This is a genomic window from Salifodinibacter halophilus (assembly GCA_012999515.1).
Lineage (GTDB): Bacteria > Pseudomonadota > Gammaproteobacteria > Nevskiales > Salinisphaeraceae > Salifodinibacter > Salifodinibacter halophilus.
The window spans coordinates 1,295,453-1,310,111 of sequence record JABEEB010000001.1 but is presented as its reverse complement, the minus strand read 5'-3'; the positions used below and the strand labels follow the sequence as shown (position 1 = coordinate 1,310,111).

At 60.9% G+C, this 14,659-nt stretch carries 18 protein-coding genes; 10 read left to right on the top strand and 8 right to left on the bottom strand.

Annotated elements, in window-relative coordinates; genetic code table 11:
- Genes HKX41_05975 through HKX41_05960 form a run of 4 tightly spaced genes read left to right on the top strand, consistent with a single transcriptional unit; the run spans window position 1 to window position 3,450 of the window.
- The gene (locus HKX41_05975; protein ID NNC23700.1) at window positions 1-723 is read left to right on the top strand and encodes a hypothetical protein; all 723 of its coding nucleotides are present in this window, start codon (window positions 1-3) and stop codon (window positions 721-723) included.
- The gene (locus HKX41_05970) at window positions 713-1,708 is read left to right on the top strand and encodes a hypothetical protein (protein ID NNC23699.1); all 996 of its coding nucleotides are present in this window, start codon (window positions 713-715) and stop codon (window positions 1,706-1,708) included. Before HKX41_05975 ends, HKX41_05970 begins: the two co-directional genes overlap by 11 nt.
- Window positions 1,709-1,713: 5 nt before the next feature.
- Window positions 1,714-2,640, top strand: a complete 927-nt coding sequence (locus HKX41_05965) for a hypothetical protein (GenBank protein ID NNC23698.1) — start codon at window positions 1,714-1,716, stop codon at window positions 2,638-2,640.
- Between the two features lie 57 nt (window positions 2,641-2,697).
- Window positions 2,698-3,450, top strand: a complete 753-nt coding sequence (locus tag HKX41_05960) for a glucose 1-dehydrogenase (GenBank protein ID NNC23697.1) — start codon at window positions 2,698-2,700, stop codon at window positions 3,448-3,450.
- A gap of 23 nt (window positions 3,451-3,473) precedes the next feature.
- Here the strand turns inward: HKX41_05960 and HKX41_05955 are convergent, their stop codons facing one another.
- On the bottom strand, window positions 3,474-4,661 hold the full coding sequence (locus tag HKX41_05955; GenBank protein ID NNC23696.1) for an MFS transporter: 1,188 nt from the start codon (window positions 4,659-4,661) through the stop codon (window positions 3,474-3,476).
- A gap of 134 nt (window positions 4,662-4,795) precedes the next feature.
- Between HKX41_05955 and HKX41_05950 the strand changes: the two genes are divergently transcribed.
- The 4 genes from HKX41_05950 to HKX41_05935 all read left to right on the top strand — a co-directional run bounded on the left by HKX41_05950 (window position 4,796) and on the right by HKX41_05935 (window position 9,529).
- Complete coding sequence (locus HKX41_05950; protein ID NNC23695.1) at window positions 4,796-6,073, top strand: MgtC/SapB family protein; 1,278 nt, start codon at window positions 4,796-4,798, stop codon at window positions 6,071-6,073.
- Window positions 6,074-6,122: 49 nt separating this feature from the next.
- The gene (locus tag HKX41_05945) at window positions 6,123-8,240 is read left to right on the top strand and encodes an FUSC family protein (GenBank protein NNC23694.1); all 2,118 of its coding nucleotides are present in this window, start codon (window positions 6,123-6,125) and stop codon (window positions 8,238-8,240) included.
- Window positions 8,230-8,433, top strand: a complete 204-nt coding sequence (locus tag HKX41_05940) for a DUF1656 domain-containing protein (protein ID NNC23693.1) — start codon at window positions 8,230-8,232, stop codon at window positions 8,431-8,433. Before HKX41_05945 ends, HKX41_05940 begins: the two co-directional genes overlap by 11 nt.
- 142 nt (window positions 8,434-8,575) lie before the next feature.
- Window positions 8,576-9,529 (top strand): HlyD family secretion protein, encoded by a 954-nt coding sequence (locus HKX41_05935; protein ID NNC23692.1) that lies wholly within the window; start codon window positions 8,576-8,578, stop codon window positions 9,527-9,529.
- Here HKX41_05935 and greB read toward each other — a convergent pair.
- The 6 genes from greB to HKX41_05905 are packed head-to-tail and all read right to left on the bottom strand — an operon-like array spanning window position 9,505 to window position 12,967.
- Window positions 9,505-9,993, bottom strand: a complete 489-nt coding sequence (gene greB, locus HKX41_05930) for a transcription elongation factor GreB (protein ID NNC23691.1) — start codon at window positions 9,991-9,993, stop codon at window positions 9,505-9,507. The two genes, HKX41_05935 and greB, sit on opposite strands and share 25 nt — an antisense overlap.
- Window positions 9,994-10,046: 53 nt before the next feature.
- A complete protein-coding gene (locus HKX41_05925; protein ID NNC23690.1) occupies window positions 10,047-10,364 on the bottom strand; it encodes a hypothetical protein in 318 nt (105 codons plus the stop codon).
- A gap of 52 nt (window positions 10,365-10,416) precedes the next feature.
- Window positions 10,417-11,268, bottom strand: coding sequence for an NAD(P)-dependent oxidoreductase (locus HKX41_05920; GenBank protein NNC23689.1), 852 nt, complete (start codon window positions 11,266-11,268; stop codon window positions 10,417-10,419).
- 15 nt (window positions 11,269-11,283) lie between these two features.
- On the bottom strand, window positions 11,284-12,099 hold the full coding sequence (locus HKX41_05915; protein ID NNC23688.1) for an SDR family oxidoreductase: 816 nt from the start codon (window positions 12,097-12,099) through the stop codon (window positions 11,284-11,286).
- Window positions 12,096-12,536 carry a tryptophan-rich sensory protein gene (locus HKX41_05910; protein ID NNC23687.1) on the bottom strand — a complete coding sequence of 147 codons (441 nt, stop codon included), beginning with the start codon at window positions 12,534-12,536 and terminating at the stop codon, window positions 12,096-12,098. The genes HKX41_05915 and HKX41_05910 overlap by 4 nt, the downstream gene beginning before the upstream one ends.
- Before the next feature lie 41 nt (window positions 12,537-12,577).
- The gene (locus tag HKX41_05905) at window positions 12,578-12,967 is read right to left on the bottom strand and encodes a CbiX/SirB N-terminal domain-containing protein (protein ID NNC23686.1); all 390 of its coding nucleotides are present in this window, start codon (window positions 12,965-12,967) and stop codon (window positions 12,578-12,580) included.
- 67 nt (window positions 12,968-13,034) lie between these two features.
- On the opposite strand from HKX41_05905, the gene sufT reads away from it, so the two are divergent.
- Entirely contained in the window at window positions 13,035-13,586 is a 552-nt protein-coding gene (gene sufT, locus HKX41_05900) for a putative Fe-S cluster assembly protein SufT (protein NNC23685.1), read from the top strand.
- A gap of 113 nt (window positions 13,587-13,699) precedes the next feature.
- Here sufT and HKX41_05895 read toward each other — a convergent pair whose 3' ends face one another.
- Entirely contained in the window at window positions 13,700-14,071 is a 372-nt protein-coding gene (locus tag HKX41_05895) for a hypothetical protein (protein NNC23684.1), read from the bottom strand.
- A gap of 102 nt (window positions 14,072-14,173) precedes the next feature.
- Between HKX41_05895 and HKX41_05890 the strand changes: the two genes are divergently transcribed.
- Entirely contained in the window at window positions 14,174-14,659 is a 486-nt protein-coding gene (locus HKX41_05890) for a metallophosphoesterase family protein (GenBank protein ID NNC23683.1), read from the top strand.

The following is a 14,659-nucleotide window of genomic DNA, read 5'->3' as shown; positions in this document are numbered from 1 at the left end:
ATGCAATATCTCGATCTTGATCGTCTCGCTGCACTGAATGAAGGTGAGTTTCAGAATACGCATCCGTTTCCGTGGATGAACCCGGCCGGCCTTTTGACCGATGCCGGCTATGAGCGGTTGATGAACAACCTTCCGACAACGGATCAGATGACGCCGAGTTTCGGCAAGCAACGCTCGCATGGCCAACGACCCCATGACCGTTACGCGCTGGAATACAGCGAAGACATCGACGTTGCACAGCCATGGCACGATTTTGTGGCTGAACTCAAAGGCGGCGCCTACTACGACTTCATCAAGCGCATGTTCGGCCGGGGGCGTTTCAAGTTCAATTTTCATTGGCATTACGCGCCCAACGGCGCATCTGTGTCACCGCACTGTGATGCCACGCGCAAGCTCGGCTCGCATATCTTCTATCTGAGCTCGCCTGAAGTTTGGAATCCGGACTGGGGCGGCGACACGGTCATTCTCGACGATAACGGCCGTTTCTCGCGCAAGTCGGCGCCCGAGTTCGAAGATTTCGATCGCGCCTATGCCGGTGAGAGTATCGGCAACTATAGTCTTTTGTTCCAGCGCCAGGAGCGTTCCTGGCACGGCGTACGCGAAGTCAATTGCCCCGAAGGGTATTACCGTAAGGTTTTTATCGTGGTCATCAATGATCGGCTGCGCGCCGGTATCCGGACCGCCGCCGGCAAGCTGAAAGGCGAAGCTCGGCGTGACACCTGACGCAGGTTCTGCGCACGCTTCAACCGATGCCGACCGCGCGACCGCGGTTGTCGTCCTAGGCGCAGGGCGTAGTGGTACCAGTGCGCTGACACGAGGGCTGACCGCACTCGGCGTCGACCTGGGCAACAAGCAGCGCGCGGCCGGCGGCAAGAATCCGACCGGTTTTTTCGAGGACCGCGATGTGTTGGCCATCGCCCAGCGCTTGAAAAAGACACTGGGTATCCGTGGCCACAATCTCGCGTTGCTGGGCGACGATGTTTGGCGTGAGCCCGCCGTCGAATCGTTGGCCGCCAATGGGGCGCAAACGTTGGCCCGGCGCTTCGCCAATTCGGAGCTGTGGGGGTTCAAATACGGGCGTACCCTGCGCACGTTGCCGTTTTGGCAGGACCTTTTAGACCGCATGCAGGTCGAGGCGCGCTATGTCGTGGCGCTCCGCAACCCACTGAGCGTAGCCCGTTCACGGGCACGGCTGAATCCGATGCGTGGCCATCAGGCATGGAGCGATCTTGAATGGCTGGTCAATGTCGTGCCGTATTTCGATCGCATCGCCGGTGCGCCGGTTTCGGTGGTCGATTTTGACCGCCTGATCGCCGACCCCGAGGCTCAGCTCCGGCGCGTGGCGCGTGATCTATCGTTGCCGATCGGTGCTGCCGAGGCGTCGGCTATTGATGACTATGCGGAGGCGTTTGTACAGGCTGATCGACCGCGCTCGCGCTACACGCGCGACGATCTGGCCGCCGATCCGGGGGTCAACCGCTGGGTCACCGAAGGCTATGCCATGCTCGATGCTGTGGCCGGCGACGAACGCGCGCTGGATGCGGCGTTCTGGCGTGATTGGTCGGCGTTGAACGCGGCAGTACACGATCTGGCGCCGGTGCTCACCGAACTCGATGCCGTGAATCGGCAGCGCCTACGCGCACGTTGGAATCCAGTTTCACCCGTGGCCAGCGCGCGTCAGGCGTTTCGCGACTGGCGCAGCCGTTAGCCGTGTTGCCTGACCGTTACCGGCGCGCTGCGATCGTGGCTGCAACCGGGGTTTTACCCGCGCGCGCTCGGACGGGCCTGCGTCGCCGCTGGTTGGCTCACCACTACTCGGAGCTGACAAAGCGTGCCGATGTGGTCACCGCGGTTCATCCGAAGTGTGGCGGCACTTGGCTGCGGGCCATGATCTTTCGCGTCTATCAGCAGCATTATGGGCTCGAAACGCGTCGTGTGGTTAAGTCCGATGAATTCGCGCGCCTCGATTCGCGCCTGCCGCGCTTCGTGTTCTCCAATGGGCACTACAGCTATGAGTCGGCGGTGGCCGAAACACTCGACACACTGGCTGTGTCTGACCAGCCGCGCGCGCTGATGCTAATGGCCCGTCACCCGGGCGATATTGCGGTCTCGTGGTATCACCAATTCACGCGTCGGATTACCGCGCGCAAGCGCGAGTTGATCGCAGCCGAGATGGCCGCACCGATTGATCCGCGTTCGATCACGCGAGCCGCTTTCATCGCCAACGAAGAAATCGGCTTGCCGGCGCTTATCCGGTATCACAACCAGTGGGCGGCGCGCATGCGCGAGCATCCGCATGGCCTGATTGTGCGTTACGAAGATTTACATACCGCGCCGGCCGAAACGTTGGCGCGGGTCATGGCACACCTCGGCGAGCACGTCGACGACACGCTGATCGACGAAGCCGTCGATTTCGCCGGAGCTGACAACCTGCGGCGCTTGGAATCTGAGCGCTATTTCAAGAATTCGGGGCTGCGGCAGAAAAAATCTGGTGATCCGGATACGGTTAAAGTCCGCCGCGCCCGTGTTGGCAGCTTCCGCGACGATCTGGAGCCGGCCGAAGCCGATTGGGTCGACGACATGATCCGCGCGCGCCTGGATCCGGTTTTTGGTTATGACACATCGCTTGACGGATCGTGAGCGCTCGCGTTGCCGCACGGACCGAGCGGATCATCCGTAGCCACAAAGGAGAATGTAATGTCCAATGCGCCTGTAATGATAGTAACCGGCGGCAGCCGAGGTATCGGCGCTGCCATCAGCGAACGAGCCGCGGCGCGTGGCTTCGATGTCGCCGTCAACTACCGGCATGATCGCGAGGCCGCTGATCAGGTTGTCGCGGCAGTCGAGGCTCACGGCCGGCATGCACTGGCGGTTCAGGCCGACGTATCAACCGAGTCGGCGGTAACCCAGCTTTTTAATAGCGTGGTCGACCATTTCGGTCGCCTGGATGCACTGGTCAATAATGCCGGGATCGTTGACGTTCCCTCGAGATTGGTCGCGATGTCGGCTGAGCGTATCGAGCGCATGATGTCGGTCAACGTCGTGGGCCCGATGTTGTGCGCGCGTGAAGCGATCAATCATATGAGTGCTGATGCCCGCGCCGGTGGCAGTATCGTTAACATCGGCTCGGCCTCCAGCCATGCCGCTGGTTCGGGGGGCGCCCATACGTATGTCGACTATGGCGCGTCGAAGGGCGCTATCGATACGCTGACCGAAGGACTGGCGTGTGAGCTCGCTGAATCCGGTGTGCGTGTGAACGCCGTGCGCCCGGGTGTGGTCGATACCGAGATCCACGCTAGCGGTGGCCAACCCGATAAGCCGACAACAGCCGCAGCCCGTGTGCCGCTTGGCCGTGTCGGTCGACCGTCCGATATCGCCGATGCCGTGCTCTATCTGACCGAGGCCGCATTCACGACTGGCGCACTGTTGGATGTCGACGGCGGTGTGTAACTAGGGCCGCGACCGGCGAGCAGTTACAGGCGGTGCCCGACGCCGATGATGATCGCGCCGGCGAGCGCGGCCAGCGCGGCGATCAACCAGGCCAGCGGGTAGCCACCGTGGGTGGCGGCGACGCCGAACACGAATGGCCCAACCACACCGCCGGTGCGGCCGCCGACCGACGTCACACCGGTCGCGCGTGCGGCCTGGTCGGGATAGGTGGTGGCGATAGCCAGGCTAAACAGGCCGTTCCAACCCCAGCCAGCAGCGAACGCGATCGCCAGCGCTGGCAGTAACAAGGCCGTCAGACCGGCGCTTGCTAGCGCGACGGCGCCAAACGCCGTGCCGCCGATCAGTAGCATGACGATCACGCGGCTCATATGTGTGTGGCGGCTGCGGTCGGCGCCGAAGCCGACCGCCACACGAGTCGCACCGGCGATTACACCGCCCAAGGCAGCCAATATGCCGGCGTTGGCCTGGCTAAGGCCGGTCGCCGCGAGAGCGGTCACCGTAAACGACGACAATGCGGACACCGCGGAAATGCCGATTGCGAAACCGATCGTCGTCACGAGGAGCCGCCGCATCTGTTGCCGATCGAGGCGTGGAATAGGCGCGCTGCGGCGATATGCCGACAATGACGTCTGTGCGCGTGGCAGCGCCACGGCTGTGGCGATGGCGGCTGCACCGGTAATGACGAATGCCCATCGCCAGCCAATGGTCAGCGCCACGGCCGGCACTGAAAACCCGGACAGTGCCACGGCCACGGGGACCGCCGCCTGTTTGAGTCCGAAGGCCATGCCGCGCCGTCGATCCGGTATGCGTCGAATGAGGAACAGATTGGTAGCCGGCTGCAGGGAGGCGCTGACCGCTCCGGTAAGCACCATCAGAACGATTAAGCCGTAATAGTCGGTTACAGCTGCGGCGAACGCCAGTAGCAGGACGCCCGTTGCAAGCGAGCCGAGGCGCATCGAACGCAGCCCACCGATGGCCTCGACCGCGCGGCTGGCCGGGACAGAAGTCAGCGCCGCACTAAGATAATAAATCGAGAACGACACGCCTAGCGCGGTAACACCGAAATCCAGTGCGGCGCGGATCTGCTCGGCCAACGCTGCAACAAGGAATATGGGCAGTGCTGACAACACTGAGGCATTAACTGCGGCCACAACATCAGCGGCGCGCATGGTGTCCTCGTCTGGCAATCGCTTGGACTTGTGTTCGCTCATAGCCGCTATATTGTGTAGCGGCGCGCTTTTGATGATGGCGTCATGTCAGCAAATCTTTCGTTGGCCCGGTCGCGCTGCGACTCCGTAGCGTGGTGCTAGCGTTACCGGCTGGCCTTGGACGTTATTCTAAACCGATGGATATTGCGAACTCTCTGGAGATTTACCGTAATCTGGCGGTGGCTTTCGCCATCGGCTTGTTGATTGGGCTAGAGCGCGGCTGGCAGCAGCGTGAAGCGGAAGCCGGTGAGCGTGTGGCCGGGCTGCGAACGTTTGCGGTCATCGGTCTGGCTGGTGGTGTATTGGGGTTGTTGTCGGCGCGCACCGATTCGATCGTGCTCGGGTTCGGCTTCGTGGCGCTGGCTGTAATCCTGGTTGCGGCGCATTTTCTCGCCGCACAGAGTGATAATCGTTACGGCATCACCAGCGAGCTGGCTGCGTTTGCCACATTTGGGTTGGCGGCGTTAGCGGCCACCGGGGCGCCTTACGTCGCGGCCGCGGGTGGTGTGGTGATGGCCATGTTGCTGGGGTTGAAACCCGAGCTGCACCGCTGGCTCCAGCGGCTCGATCGCGACGAGTTGATCGCCGGGCTGCAGCTTTTGATGATATCGGTCGTGGTGTTGCCTGTGCTGCCGGATCGCGCGCTCGGCCCGTGGCAGGCACTCAATCCGTATCGCATCTGGTTGCTGGTCGTGGTGGTGGGCGCGATCTCGTTTGCAGGGCATTTCGCGGTGCGCGTTCTCGGCCATCGGCGTGGCATTCTGTTGACCGGCATATTTGGCGGTCTGGCTTCATCAACCGCGCTGACCCTGCATTTCGCGCGGCTTTCCAAACGTACGGTCGGACTCGACGGCGTGTTGGGAGCGGGTATCGTCATCGCACAGGCGGTGAGTATTCCGCGCATTGTCGTTATCACGCTTTTCGTGACGCCGGCGCTGGTGCGCGCGGCCAGTGTGCCACTCGGCGTTATGACTGCCGTCGCAATCATGATCGCGTTGCTGGTGCAGTGGCGGTCTGCGCATAAATCCGTGCGCGCGCCCCGACGCATGGGCCCACCGTTTCAGCTTAGCGAGACACTCAAGTTCGCACTGCTGGTCGTTGTTATCACGCTAGCCAGTGCAGCCGCCGAACATCTGCTGGGTGTCTGGAGTATCAATCTGGTCGCGATAGTGGCGGGGGCTGCCAACCTCACCGCGGCGACGTTATCCATCGCCGGGCTGGCGCAGAACACACTGCCGACCGAAGTGGCGGTTCGAGCGTTGGTGATCGCCGCGGCCTCGGGCGTTATGTTCAAGGGGCTGGTCGCGTACAGCCTCGGCGGGCGACGACTCGGTATTATCGTGGTGCTGTCGGCGGCTGGCGTCGCCGCGACCGGGGTGCTCATCGCATGCGCGATGCTGATTTTTGCCGGCTAATGCCAATGAATAGGCTGCGCACACTCCATGCTCGTTAGATAATACGCAGATGGCGCGTTTGCAGTGGTTGCTAGCCCCTAGCTCGGAGAATCTATCGTTCGCCGTTCGCACCTGCGTATCGGTGGCGCTCGTTCTCTATTTGGCATTCTGGCTGCAGCTGGATAATGCCTACTGGGCGTTTATCAATATCGCGATCCTGATCCAGCCCCTGCCCGGATATCTGGTGGTGCGTGGCTTCGCGCGCCTGGTCGGGACGGTCGTTGCCGGCATCGTGTCGATCATGCTGATCGCGTTTTTCGCTCAGAGTTATACGCTGTTCTCATTCGCGCTGATCGGTTGGGTCAGCGCCATGGTGTTTCTAGCCAGTCTGTTCCGGAACAATCTGTCCTACGGTTTCGTTCTGGCCGGGTATGTCACCGCAATCATCGGCGTGCGTGCGATGGGGGATCCGACAACCGTATTCTCGGTGGCGATGGCGCGCACTGCGGAAACCGCGCTGGCGACCGTGGTCGCGGCCGCAGTCAGTGTATTGCTGGCGCCGGGCACGACGGCGCGCAAATATCTGCACGGCCGTGTCGAGGCGATGCGCGCACTCGGTGGGTTTTTGGCCGAACGTGCACGCTCGGCGTCGGAGGCGACCGACGCCGATAATGATGATGCTGAGCAAGGCGAGCACAGCCACTCGCCCAGTGCGAGTTGGTTCGGTCTGATCGCCAAGACGATCAACTTGGAACAGACGCGGCTTTATGCACGTTTCGACGCACCTGGCTTCGATCAACACGAACGTATGGCGCGTCGGTTGAACTACGAGTTGTTGTCGCTTGTCAGCGAGATGGCCTCGCTGCATACATATCTCCGGCGGTCGCGTGGTCCGGTCGACCGGCGGCCGTTGGCAGAGCTGACCGAGGCAGCGGACCAGCTAAACCAGGACCCAAACGACACCAATGCCTTGAAAGCGGCCTTTGGAAGCGCTTATGAACGCATACAGCGGTGGGCATGGCATACGCCCTCGCGGCCGCGATCGATCGGCGACTGGGTGGTTATTAGCCGCGCTCTCGATCTGGCCAACCAGATGCGGGCAGCCGTGGTCAAACACGAAATGCTGTTGTACGAACGCGTGGGGCGGACTGACACGCACGGCACGTCGGAGTTCGATGCACCGACCCATATTCGCGGTAGTTTGCGGACCACCTTTCGGGCCGGCATCGCGATGGCGGCCGGGGCCGCGATCTGGGCCACGCACGCCGATCCCGCACTAGCCGGAACCATGGTTTTATTATCGGTTTTAACCACGCTGTTCGCGCTTGGCGATAATCCGGAGGCTGGCGCGCGCGGTTTTGGCGTCGCCGTGTGCATCGCCGGTGCGGTGGCATTCATAGTGAACTTCTGGCTACTGCCGCTGGCGAATAGCTATGCGAGCCTGATGCTCGTCATTCTGCCTGTGGTTTTTGTTGCTGCGCTGGCGATGGCGACACCGGCTTATGCGCTGATTGGCCGGGTGGGGTTGGTCATCTTTGCGCTCCTGGTCCATCCGGCCAACGGCGCTCGGCAGACGTTTGTCAGCTTTGCCGAAACGTTCATGGGCATCTGTCTGGCCGTATTGGTGGCGCTTGTCGCGTTTAAGCTGGTGTTGCCAATCTCGCCGCGCGCATTGCTGCGTGAGCGCACAGCCCACATCCTGCGCGAACTGGCACGCGGATTTGGCGAACGGCGCGAACATTTCGAGACGCGCGTTTACGAACGCATTCAGCAACTACCCGTCAACGCGGATCAAGGGGCAATTCACTCGGATGCCCGGCAGGCCGCGTTTTCGGCCGCCAATATTGGGCTTGAAGCACGTACTTTAATGCTTTTCGCAGGACGTGCCGCGTTCACCCGCCAGGCGCAAGACTCGATGCATTCGACCTTGGATGAATTGCAGCAACTCTTTGCCCACAGCTACCCCTCGCCGGCACGTGTGGCCAAGGTGCGAAACGATATCGACGCGTTGGCCGACAATTTGTTGGCGGAAGCGCTCGCGTTTAAGCGTCGTCGCCGTCGCCGCTATGGTGTTCGGGCGGCCGTCGGTGCGGCACTGTTGGCTTCGGCACTTGCAGATTACGCTGCGACACGCGACGATCCAGAATTAACGGGCTCGGCCGAGGAGGACCTCGCCCATGCAACTTGAGCAGATCGAGATCGGTGGGGTTTATCTGCCTGTTCTTCTAATCTGTCTCGCCGGCGCCGCAGTCGTCTATTTTTGTCTACGCGGACTGTTGTCGAGGATCTGGGTCTATCGTGCTTTCTGGCACCCGGCACTGGCAGGCGCGGCTGTCTACGCTGTGATCGCGGCGGCGCTTATTTTATGGTTGGTACCTTAACCGTGTGGCGTGGCAGTTCGGCAAAAAGTATCGCTGGTTCGGCCGGGCGGACTCTATGCCGACGGCGCTGGCTTTCGCGGCAAGTGCCGTCTCGGTCCATAATGATTGGAAACCCTGACTTATCTGCAATAACAGCTGATTCATGGCTTCGAAAATAAAAAGCGGCCTGGTGACTGCCAGCCGTGTGACCGCCACGCTTGCCATCGTCGCGATTGCCGGCGTGGCTGCTTGGTTCGCCTGGCAACATTACATCTATGCGCCGTGGACGCGCGATGGACGTGTGCAGGCGAACGTCATCAACATTGCACCGAATGTCGCCGGCACCGTGGCGGATGTGGCCGTCGATGATGATAGTTATGTCCACAAGGGCGATCTGCTGTTTCGGATCGACCCGACCCGTTTCAAGCACGCGGTGTCGCGCCGCCAAGCACAACTCTCGAAGGCCAAGGCACAGGCGGTCTACGATCGTAAAAATGCGGCGCGACTTGCGAATTTGCCCAAGGGAGCGGTATCCAAGCAAAAAATCCAGCTCGCACGTTCGAAAGCGCGTACGGCCGAAGCGTCGATCAAGACAGTCAAAGCGCAACTGGCACAGGCCAAACAAAATCTTGAATGGGCTACCGTACGTTCGCCAGTGGACGGCTACGTGACCCATCTTCAGTTGAATGGCGGTGATTACGTCCAACAAGGTGGTAAGTCGATAACGCTGGTGCAGGCGGATTCTTTCCATGTCACCGCGTACTTCGAGGAAACCAAACTGGCCAACATTCAGATCGGCGATTCGGCTCGGGTGACACTCATGTCGCGCGACGAAGCGTTACCTGCACACGTCGCGAATATCGCCTACGGCATCGCGGTGGCGAATAACGCCCAAGGCGAGCGCAATCTACCCAACGTGCAGCCGAAGTTCCAATGGGTTCGGTTGGCGCAACGCGTCCCCGTCAAGATCAAGTTCGACCATCCGGACAAAGTGGGCCGTCTAAGCATCGGTATGACCGCGACCGTACGCGTCAAATCGGGCGATGACAGCAATCAAAACGACAATGAGACTGCGGGCGGCGGCCCGACGAGTCACGATGCTTCGGTATCGTCGTAGCTAATGGACTCGATCGATAGATACCGCCGCTGACCGGGGGTTTCGACCACGACCTCGTCACCGACTTGGCAGCCGAGCAGTGCGCGTGCGACGGGGGAGTGCATGCTGATGGCACCTGTGGCCGCATTCGTTTCGTCAGCGCCCACGATGCGGTATCGCTGGTGTGTGTCGGCATCGTCGAGGATTTCCACGCTGGCGCCGAAGTAGACACGGTCGCTGCTAGTGCCTTGCGGTTCGACTACGGTGAGCGCGTCTAGCCGCCGGCGTAGATAGCGGATGCGACTGTCGATCTCGCGCAGTTCTTTCTTGCGGTAGATGTATTCGGCGTTTTCCGAGCGATCGCCTTCGGCGGCCGCGGCCGCGAGCTCACGCACAACGTGCGGGCGTCGCTCACGCCATAGGTTATCCAGTTCGGCGGCCAGTGTCTGCCAGCCGGCACGGGTTATGTAGTCGCGCTGGGCCAATTCGTGTCAGAGCAGGCTGGTGGTTTGATCTTGCGTCGGAGCGATATGTCGCATTACTTGACGCCCAATTCGTCGGCGACGAACGCGTCGAATTGACGCCGGTTGCCGAGGAATCGAATCATCAAGTGGGCGTGGTCGCCCATATATTGCGTGAATTGGTCGCGATCTACGAGCGCGTCGCGCGGGACCTCGACATCGGCGGGGCCATCCAGCTCATCCAACCACATCGATGTCACGTGCAGGCCGATGTGGTCGTCGTCCTCGACTGAGCGTGGCGCGACGATCGCCTCCATGACGAGCTTGTCGTAGCCGTCGGCCCGGAAAAATGTCTTGCCGTCCTGGTGGAAAAAACGTGTTGTTACCGTGCTCATCCTGTCCGAGTGATGTGCGTGAAACTTTCGGCCGCCCAGTATAGGCTCCGCTTTAGCCTTTGTCGGACGGCGGCTTATCGTCGTCCGGCACAAACATATCGCGCCAGAGTGTGGCGCCGGGTGTCACCGCGTAGCTATCGAAATCGCGCACGCCTGCCTCGAACAGAACGTTATCGTCGAGACAGAACTGGCCGCTGAACTCGCGGCTGTCGCGCGTCAGGATTGCGTGGGCCGCGTCGGCGACGATCGTGGGCTTGCGACAAGCATGGCGCATTTCGGCGCCGCCGATCAGATCGATTGCGGCGGTGGCGATCCCGGTACGTGGCCAGAGCGCGTTGAATGCGATGCCGTCGTCGGCGAATTCGGCCGCCATGCCGAGGACGCAGAGACTCATGCCGTACTTGGCCATGCTGTAGGCCACATGCGGTTCGAACCATTTGGACTGGATGTCGAGTGGCGGTGCGAGGGTGAGGACATGCGGATTGTCCGCGTGTTTTAGGTGTTCGACGCATTTCTGGCTGACCAGAAACGTACCGCGCTGGTTGATCTGGTGCATCAGATCGAAGCGTTTGATCGGCGTATTTTGTGTGTCGGTCAGTGAGATGGCGCTGGCGTTATTGACCAGCACATCGATACCGCCGAAGTGGTCGACCACGTGTGCCACGGCGTCGTCGACTTGTTGTTCGTCGCGAATGTCACAGACAACGGCCAACCCATGGCCCCCGGCTGCTTCGACGGCTTCGACCGCGGTATGCACGGTACCGGGAAGCTGGGGATGCGGTTCATCGGTCTTGGCCAGAACCGCGACGTTGGCGCCATCGGCGGCGACGCGTTCGGCGATGGCTAATCCGATGCCGCGGGATGCACCGGTTATGACGACCGTTTTGTTGCTCAATGTGCTCATAAGCATCTGCCAGTTTTAAGAATGTCGAGCTTGCATGACCTTGCGCATGGCGCGATCGGTCAGGCGGCCGATAAAGTGCGCCGGAACCAATCGCAGCAGTGCGACGATGAGTTTGTTGGACAGGCCGGGGATCACAACCGTGGTGCGCCCGAGTCCGGCCAGTGCGGCGTGGGCAACGTCCGATGGCTGTGTCATCTGCCAGCGTATGATGCGTGACCCTTTACTGGGGTGGGATTCGCCGTCGTTGAAGAATTCGGTATCCGTTGGGCCAGGGCAGGCCGAGAGCACATCGACGCCATCGTGGCGTAGTTCGGCGTGCAGCGTCTGTGCCATGAAATGGCCCCAGGATTTAGTCGCGCTGTAATGTGCCAGACGCGCGGTGGGTATAAGACCGGCGGTCGAGCTCGTGAATATGATGCCGCCGTGCCTGCGTTCGGCCATTGGTGAAGCAAAGCGGTGTGTGAGAAGTAGCGGTGCGCGACAGTGCAAATCCAGCATGCGGTCGTAGTTGTGTTCGCGCTGCTCGATAAAACGTTCCGAACGGCCGAAGCCAGCATTGTTCACGAGCAAGCCGATGGCACGCGTACCGATGCGCTCGGCCACGGTATCCACGGCGTTATCCTGTGTCAGATCCGCGGCCACGACCAATGTCTGCACGCCGTCGCGTCCTTCGATTTCGTGGGCGAGTGCCGCCAAGCGTTCGGCGCGGCGCGCGACCAGCACGACGTGGACGCCGCGGCTGGCGATCTGGCGTGCGAACTCGGCGCCGATGCCCGACGACGCGCCCGTAACGAGCGCCCACGGCCCGTAGCGTGCGGCGAATGCACTCAATTTAAAAGCGCCAGGCCGATAGCCAGGTATCCAACGTAGGTGATCCACGCGAGACATGGCCAGAGTAAGATACTGGCGGCGCGGTTGGCGAACCAGCATTCGATGATGGTTGCTGCCAATGTCAGCCAGAGGGCGATGATCACCACCACCGAGCCCTCCAGTAGATGAGCGCCAAAGGCGGTTGGCATCCACGCCGCGTTCAACACCAGTTGCAGCGTGAATAACGCCAAGGCGCGGCCGAAGCCGGCACTTTGCCAGACCAGCCAAGCGGCGACGGCCATGGCGACATACATTAATGTCCGGATAATTGGGAAGGCGGTAGCTGGTGGCGTGCCCAACGGGTGTGTCAGCCCGGCGTACCAGGGTCCGGGCGGGAACAGCGAACCGGTGCTCGATGCCAGACCAACAGCAAGTGTGATGATCACGGCCGCGCGCAGGCAGGATAAGCCCGGGCGTGGATTGGTTTCGATATGGGTGCTCACGAAGTAGCGGGCGGTGTATCCGAGGCCGGGATCATGTCGGCCAAAAGTTGTGGCATCGCCTCGGCGGTGCCAATATACGGTAAAAGCTCGATAGCAATCGCCGGGTGCTCGGCGCTCTTTGCGCTGACCTCAGCCGGGATGTCCTCGGTGACATGGCGGCCGGCGGCGAGGAAGTAGGGCAGCACAGCGATTTGTTCGGCGCCGTGCGCGATCAGTCGTTCGATGCCATCACCGATGGTGGGGTCGGCGAGCTCCAGAAATGCACAGTCGACCATGGCATATGCGTCGGTGGTGAGCGCGCGGACGCGCGCGGTCAAGGCGCGGACTTCATCGTTGGATGAGTCCATGCGGCTGCCATGAGCGATCAGTAACAGGGCACGCGCCATTTTCGAGACCCTTGTAAAACGGTGCGGTTGTTAAAATAAACCCTATAAAGCGCGACAGGTCAATGCGATGGAAACGCCGTCCAATGAAGCCGTAACATTTTCCCGCGACTGCGAAGCCGTGTTGATACCGGCTGGTGACACGGTGGAGATCCCCGTGGGTACGCAGGGCAATATCACTCAGGCACTCGGTGGATCGTTCACGATCTATATTGCCGGCAACCTCATCCGCGTTGCGGGTCACAATGCCGACGCCATCGGTCAGCCCGAGCCGGAGCCCCTGTCCTTACCGGACGGTGCGGGCAATAGCGACGTCGAGTCACTGGCCTGGGAACAGATGCGGACCGTGTTCGACCCGGAGATTCCCATCAACGTAGTTGACCTAGGGTTGATCTACCGCTGTGAATTCGACCACAGCGACCCGAGCGCGCGTTCAGTCGCCATCGACATGACGTTGACTGCGCCCGGTTGTGGCATGGGCGATATCCTGGTCGACGACGTCCGCAGCAAGATCGCAATGATTCCGACGATCGAGACGATCAACGTGGAGTTTGTCTTCGATCCGCCCTGGAACATGGAAATGATGTCCGATGCCGCCAAACTTCAGGTCGGCATGTTGTAACGCATTGTCCGCGCTACGCCGTGTTCGCGCGTAGCGCCTGGCGACAAGCGTAAAAAAGCCGGGCGCGGTATTGCTGCCCGGCCCGGCTGCGATCGTCAAATGCTGGTGTTGGGTTAGTGGTTCGAATGGTCGTGTGAATCGGACGAGTCATCACTCGTTTGGCTGCTGTCGTCGGCATCCGTCGAGCTGGCGTCATCCGCCATCTGATCTTTTGAGTCGTCGCCGGTGTTATCGGACGACTGGTTGTCCATTTCGCTGTTCGAGTTGTCGCTCGAGTCACTTTCCATAGAGCTGCTCGAGTTTGGCTCGCTGCTGTCGGTATTGTTGTCATCCGACATGTTGGAGGATTGGTTCGAGGTTGCGTTTTCGCTGTTCGAGGATTGGTTGGAATTGTTGTCGTCACCGCTGCCACAGGCCGCCAAGCCTAGCGACAGAACGACCGTGGCCGTGGTGGTAGCCAAAATCCTGCTGAAATTGCGCATCATAAATCCCTGTTTAACGCTTATACGTTATAAGTGGACAATTAAAAAGCCGGGTTTGTTCCAATTGTCTGAGCATGAATTACGGCGACAAGACACGTACGCCCGATGCGCATTGCATTGATCGCCGATACCCATGGCTGGCTTGATCCACGGATCGAGTCGGCTCTGGTTGATGCCGATTACGTGGTACACGCCGGCGATATCGGGAGCAATGTTAGCGAAGCACTGGATGCGCTCGGCGTGCCCACCATCCTTGTGGCTGGCAATGCGGATGCCGCGTCATCGCAACTGGCATTGACTGCTCGGCTTGATTTACCGGGCGGCACCCTCGGCGTTGTCCATGGCCATCGATGGCGTGCGCAGAATCGACACGCGATGATCCGGGCCGAGTTCGCCGATGCCCGGGCTGTTGTCTATGGCCACAGCCATCGTCGCACCGACGATGGCCAGACGTGGCCGTGGATCATCAACCCGGGCGCGGCTGGCAAGACGCGCGCTTACGGTGGCCCGAGTGCTGCGCTACTGACTGTTGAGCCGAGCGAGTGGCGGTTGGACTGGCGCATTTTCGAGCCGCGTGCGAAGAAGCGGTAG

Bases quoted from the DNA above. Each gene is read 5' to 3' on its own strand.
- HKX41_05960 (NNC23697.1), top strand. From the start codon at position 2,698: ATGTCCAATGCGCCTGTAATGATAGTAACCGGCGGCAGCCGAGGTATC.
- HKX41_05935 (NNC23692.1), top strand. From the start codon at position 8,576: ATGGCTTCGAAAATAAAAAGCGGCCTGGTGACTGCCAGCCGTGTGACC.
- HKX41_05925 (NNC23690.1), bottom strand. From the start codon at position 10,364: ATGAGCACGGTAACAACACGTTTTTTCCACCAGGACGGCAAGACATTT.
- sufT (NNC23685.1), top strand. From the start codon at position 13,035: ATGGAAACGCCGTCCAATGAAGCCGTAACATTTTCCCGCGACTGCGAA.
- HKX41_05895 (NNC23684.1), bottom strand. From the start codon at position 14,071: ATGATGCGCAATTTCAGCAGGATTTTGGCTACCACCACGGCCACGGTC.
- HKX41_05955 (NNC23696.1), bottom strand. From the start codon at position 4,661: ATGAGCGAACACAAGTCCAAGCGATTGCCAGACGAGGACACCATGCGC.
- HKX41_05890 (NNC23683.1), top strand. From the start codon at position 14,174: ATGCGCATTGCATTGATCGCCGATACCCATGGCTGGCTTGATCCACGG.
- HKX41_05945 (NNC23694.1), top strand. From the start codon at position 6,123: ATGGCGCGTTTGCAGTGGTTGCTAGCCCCTAGCTCGGAGAATCTATCG.
- HKX41_05950 (NNC23695.1), top strand. From the start codon at position 4,796: ATGGATATTGCGAACTCTCTGGAGATTTACCGTAATCTGGCGGTGGCT.
- HKX41_05920 (NNC23689.1), bottom strand. From the start codon at position 11,268: ATGAGCACATTGAGCAACAAAACGGTCGTCATAACCGGTGCATCCCGC.
- HKX41_05905 (NNC23686.1), bottom strand. From the start codon at position 12,967: ATGGCGCGTGCCCTGTTACTGATCGCTCATGGCAGCCGCATGGACTCA.
- HKX41_05940 (NNC23693.1), top strand. From the start codon at position 8,230: ATGCAACTTGAGCAGATCGAGATCGGTGGGGTTTATCTGCCTGTTCTT.
- HKX41_05975 (NNC23700.1), top strand. From the start codon at position 1: ATGCAATATCTCGATCTTGATCGTCTCGCTGCACTGAATGAAGGTGAG.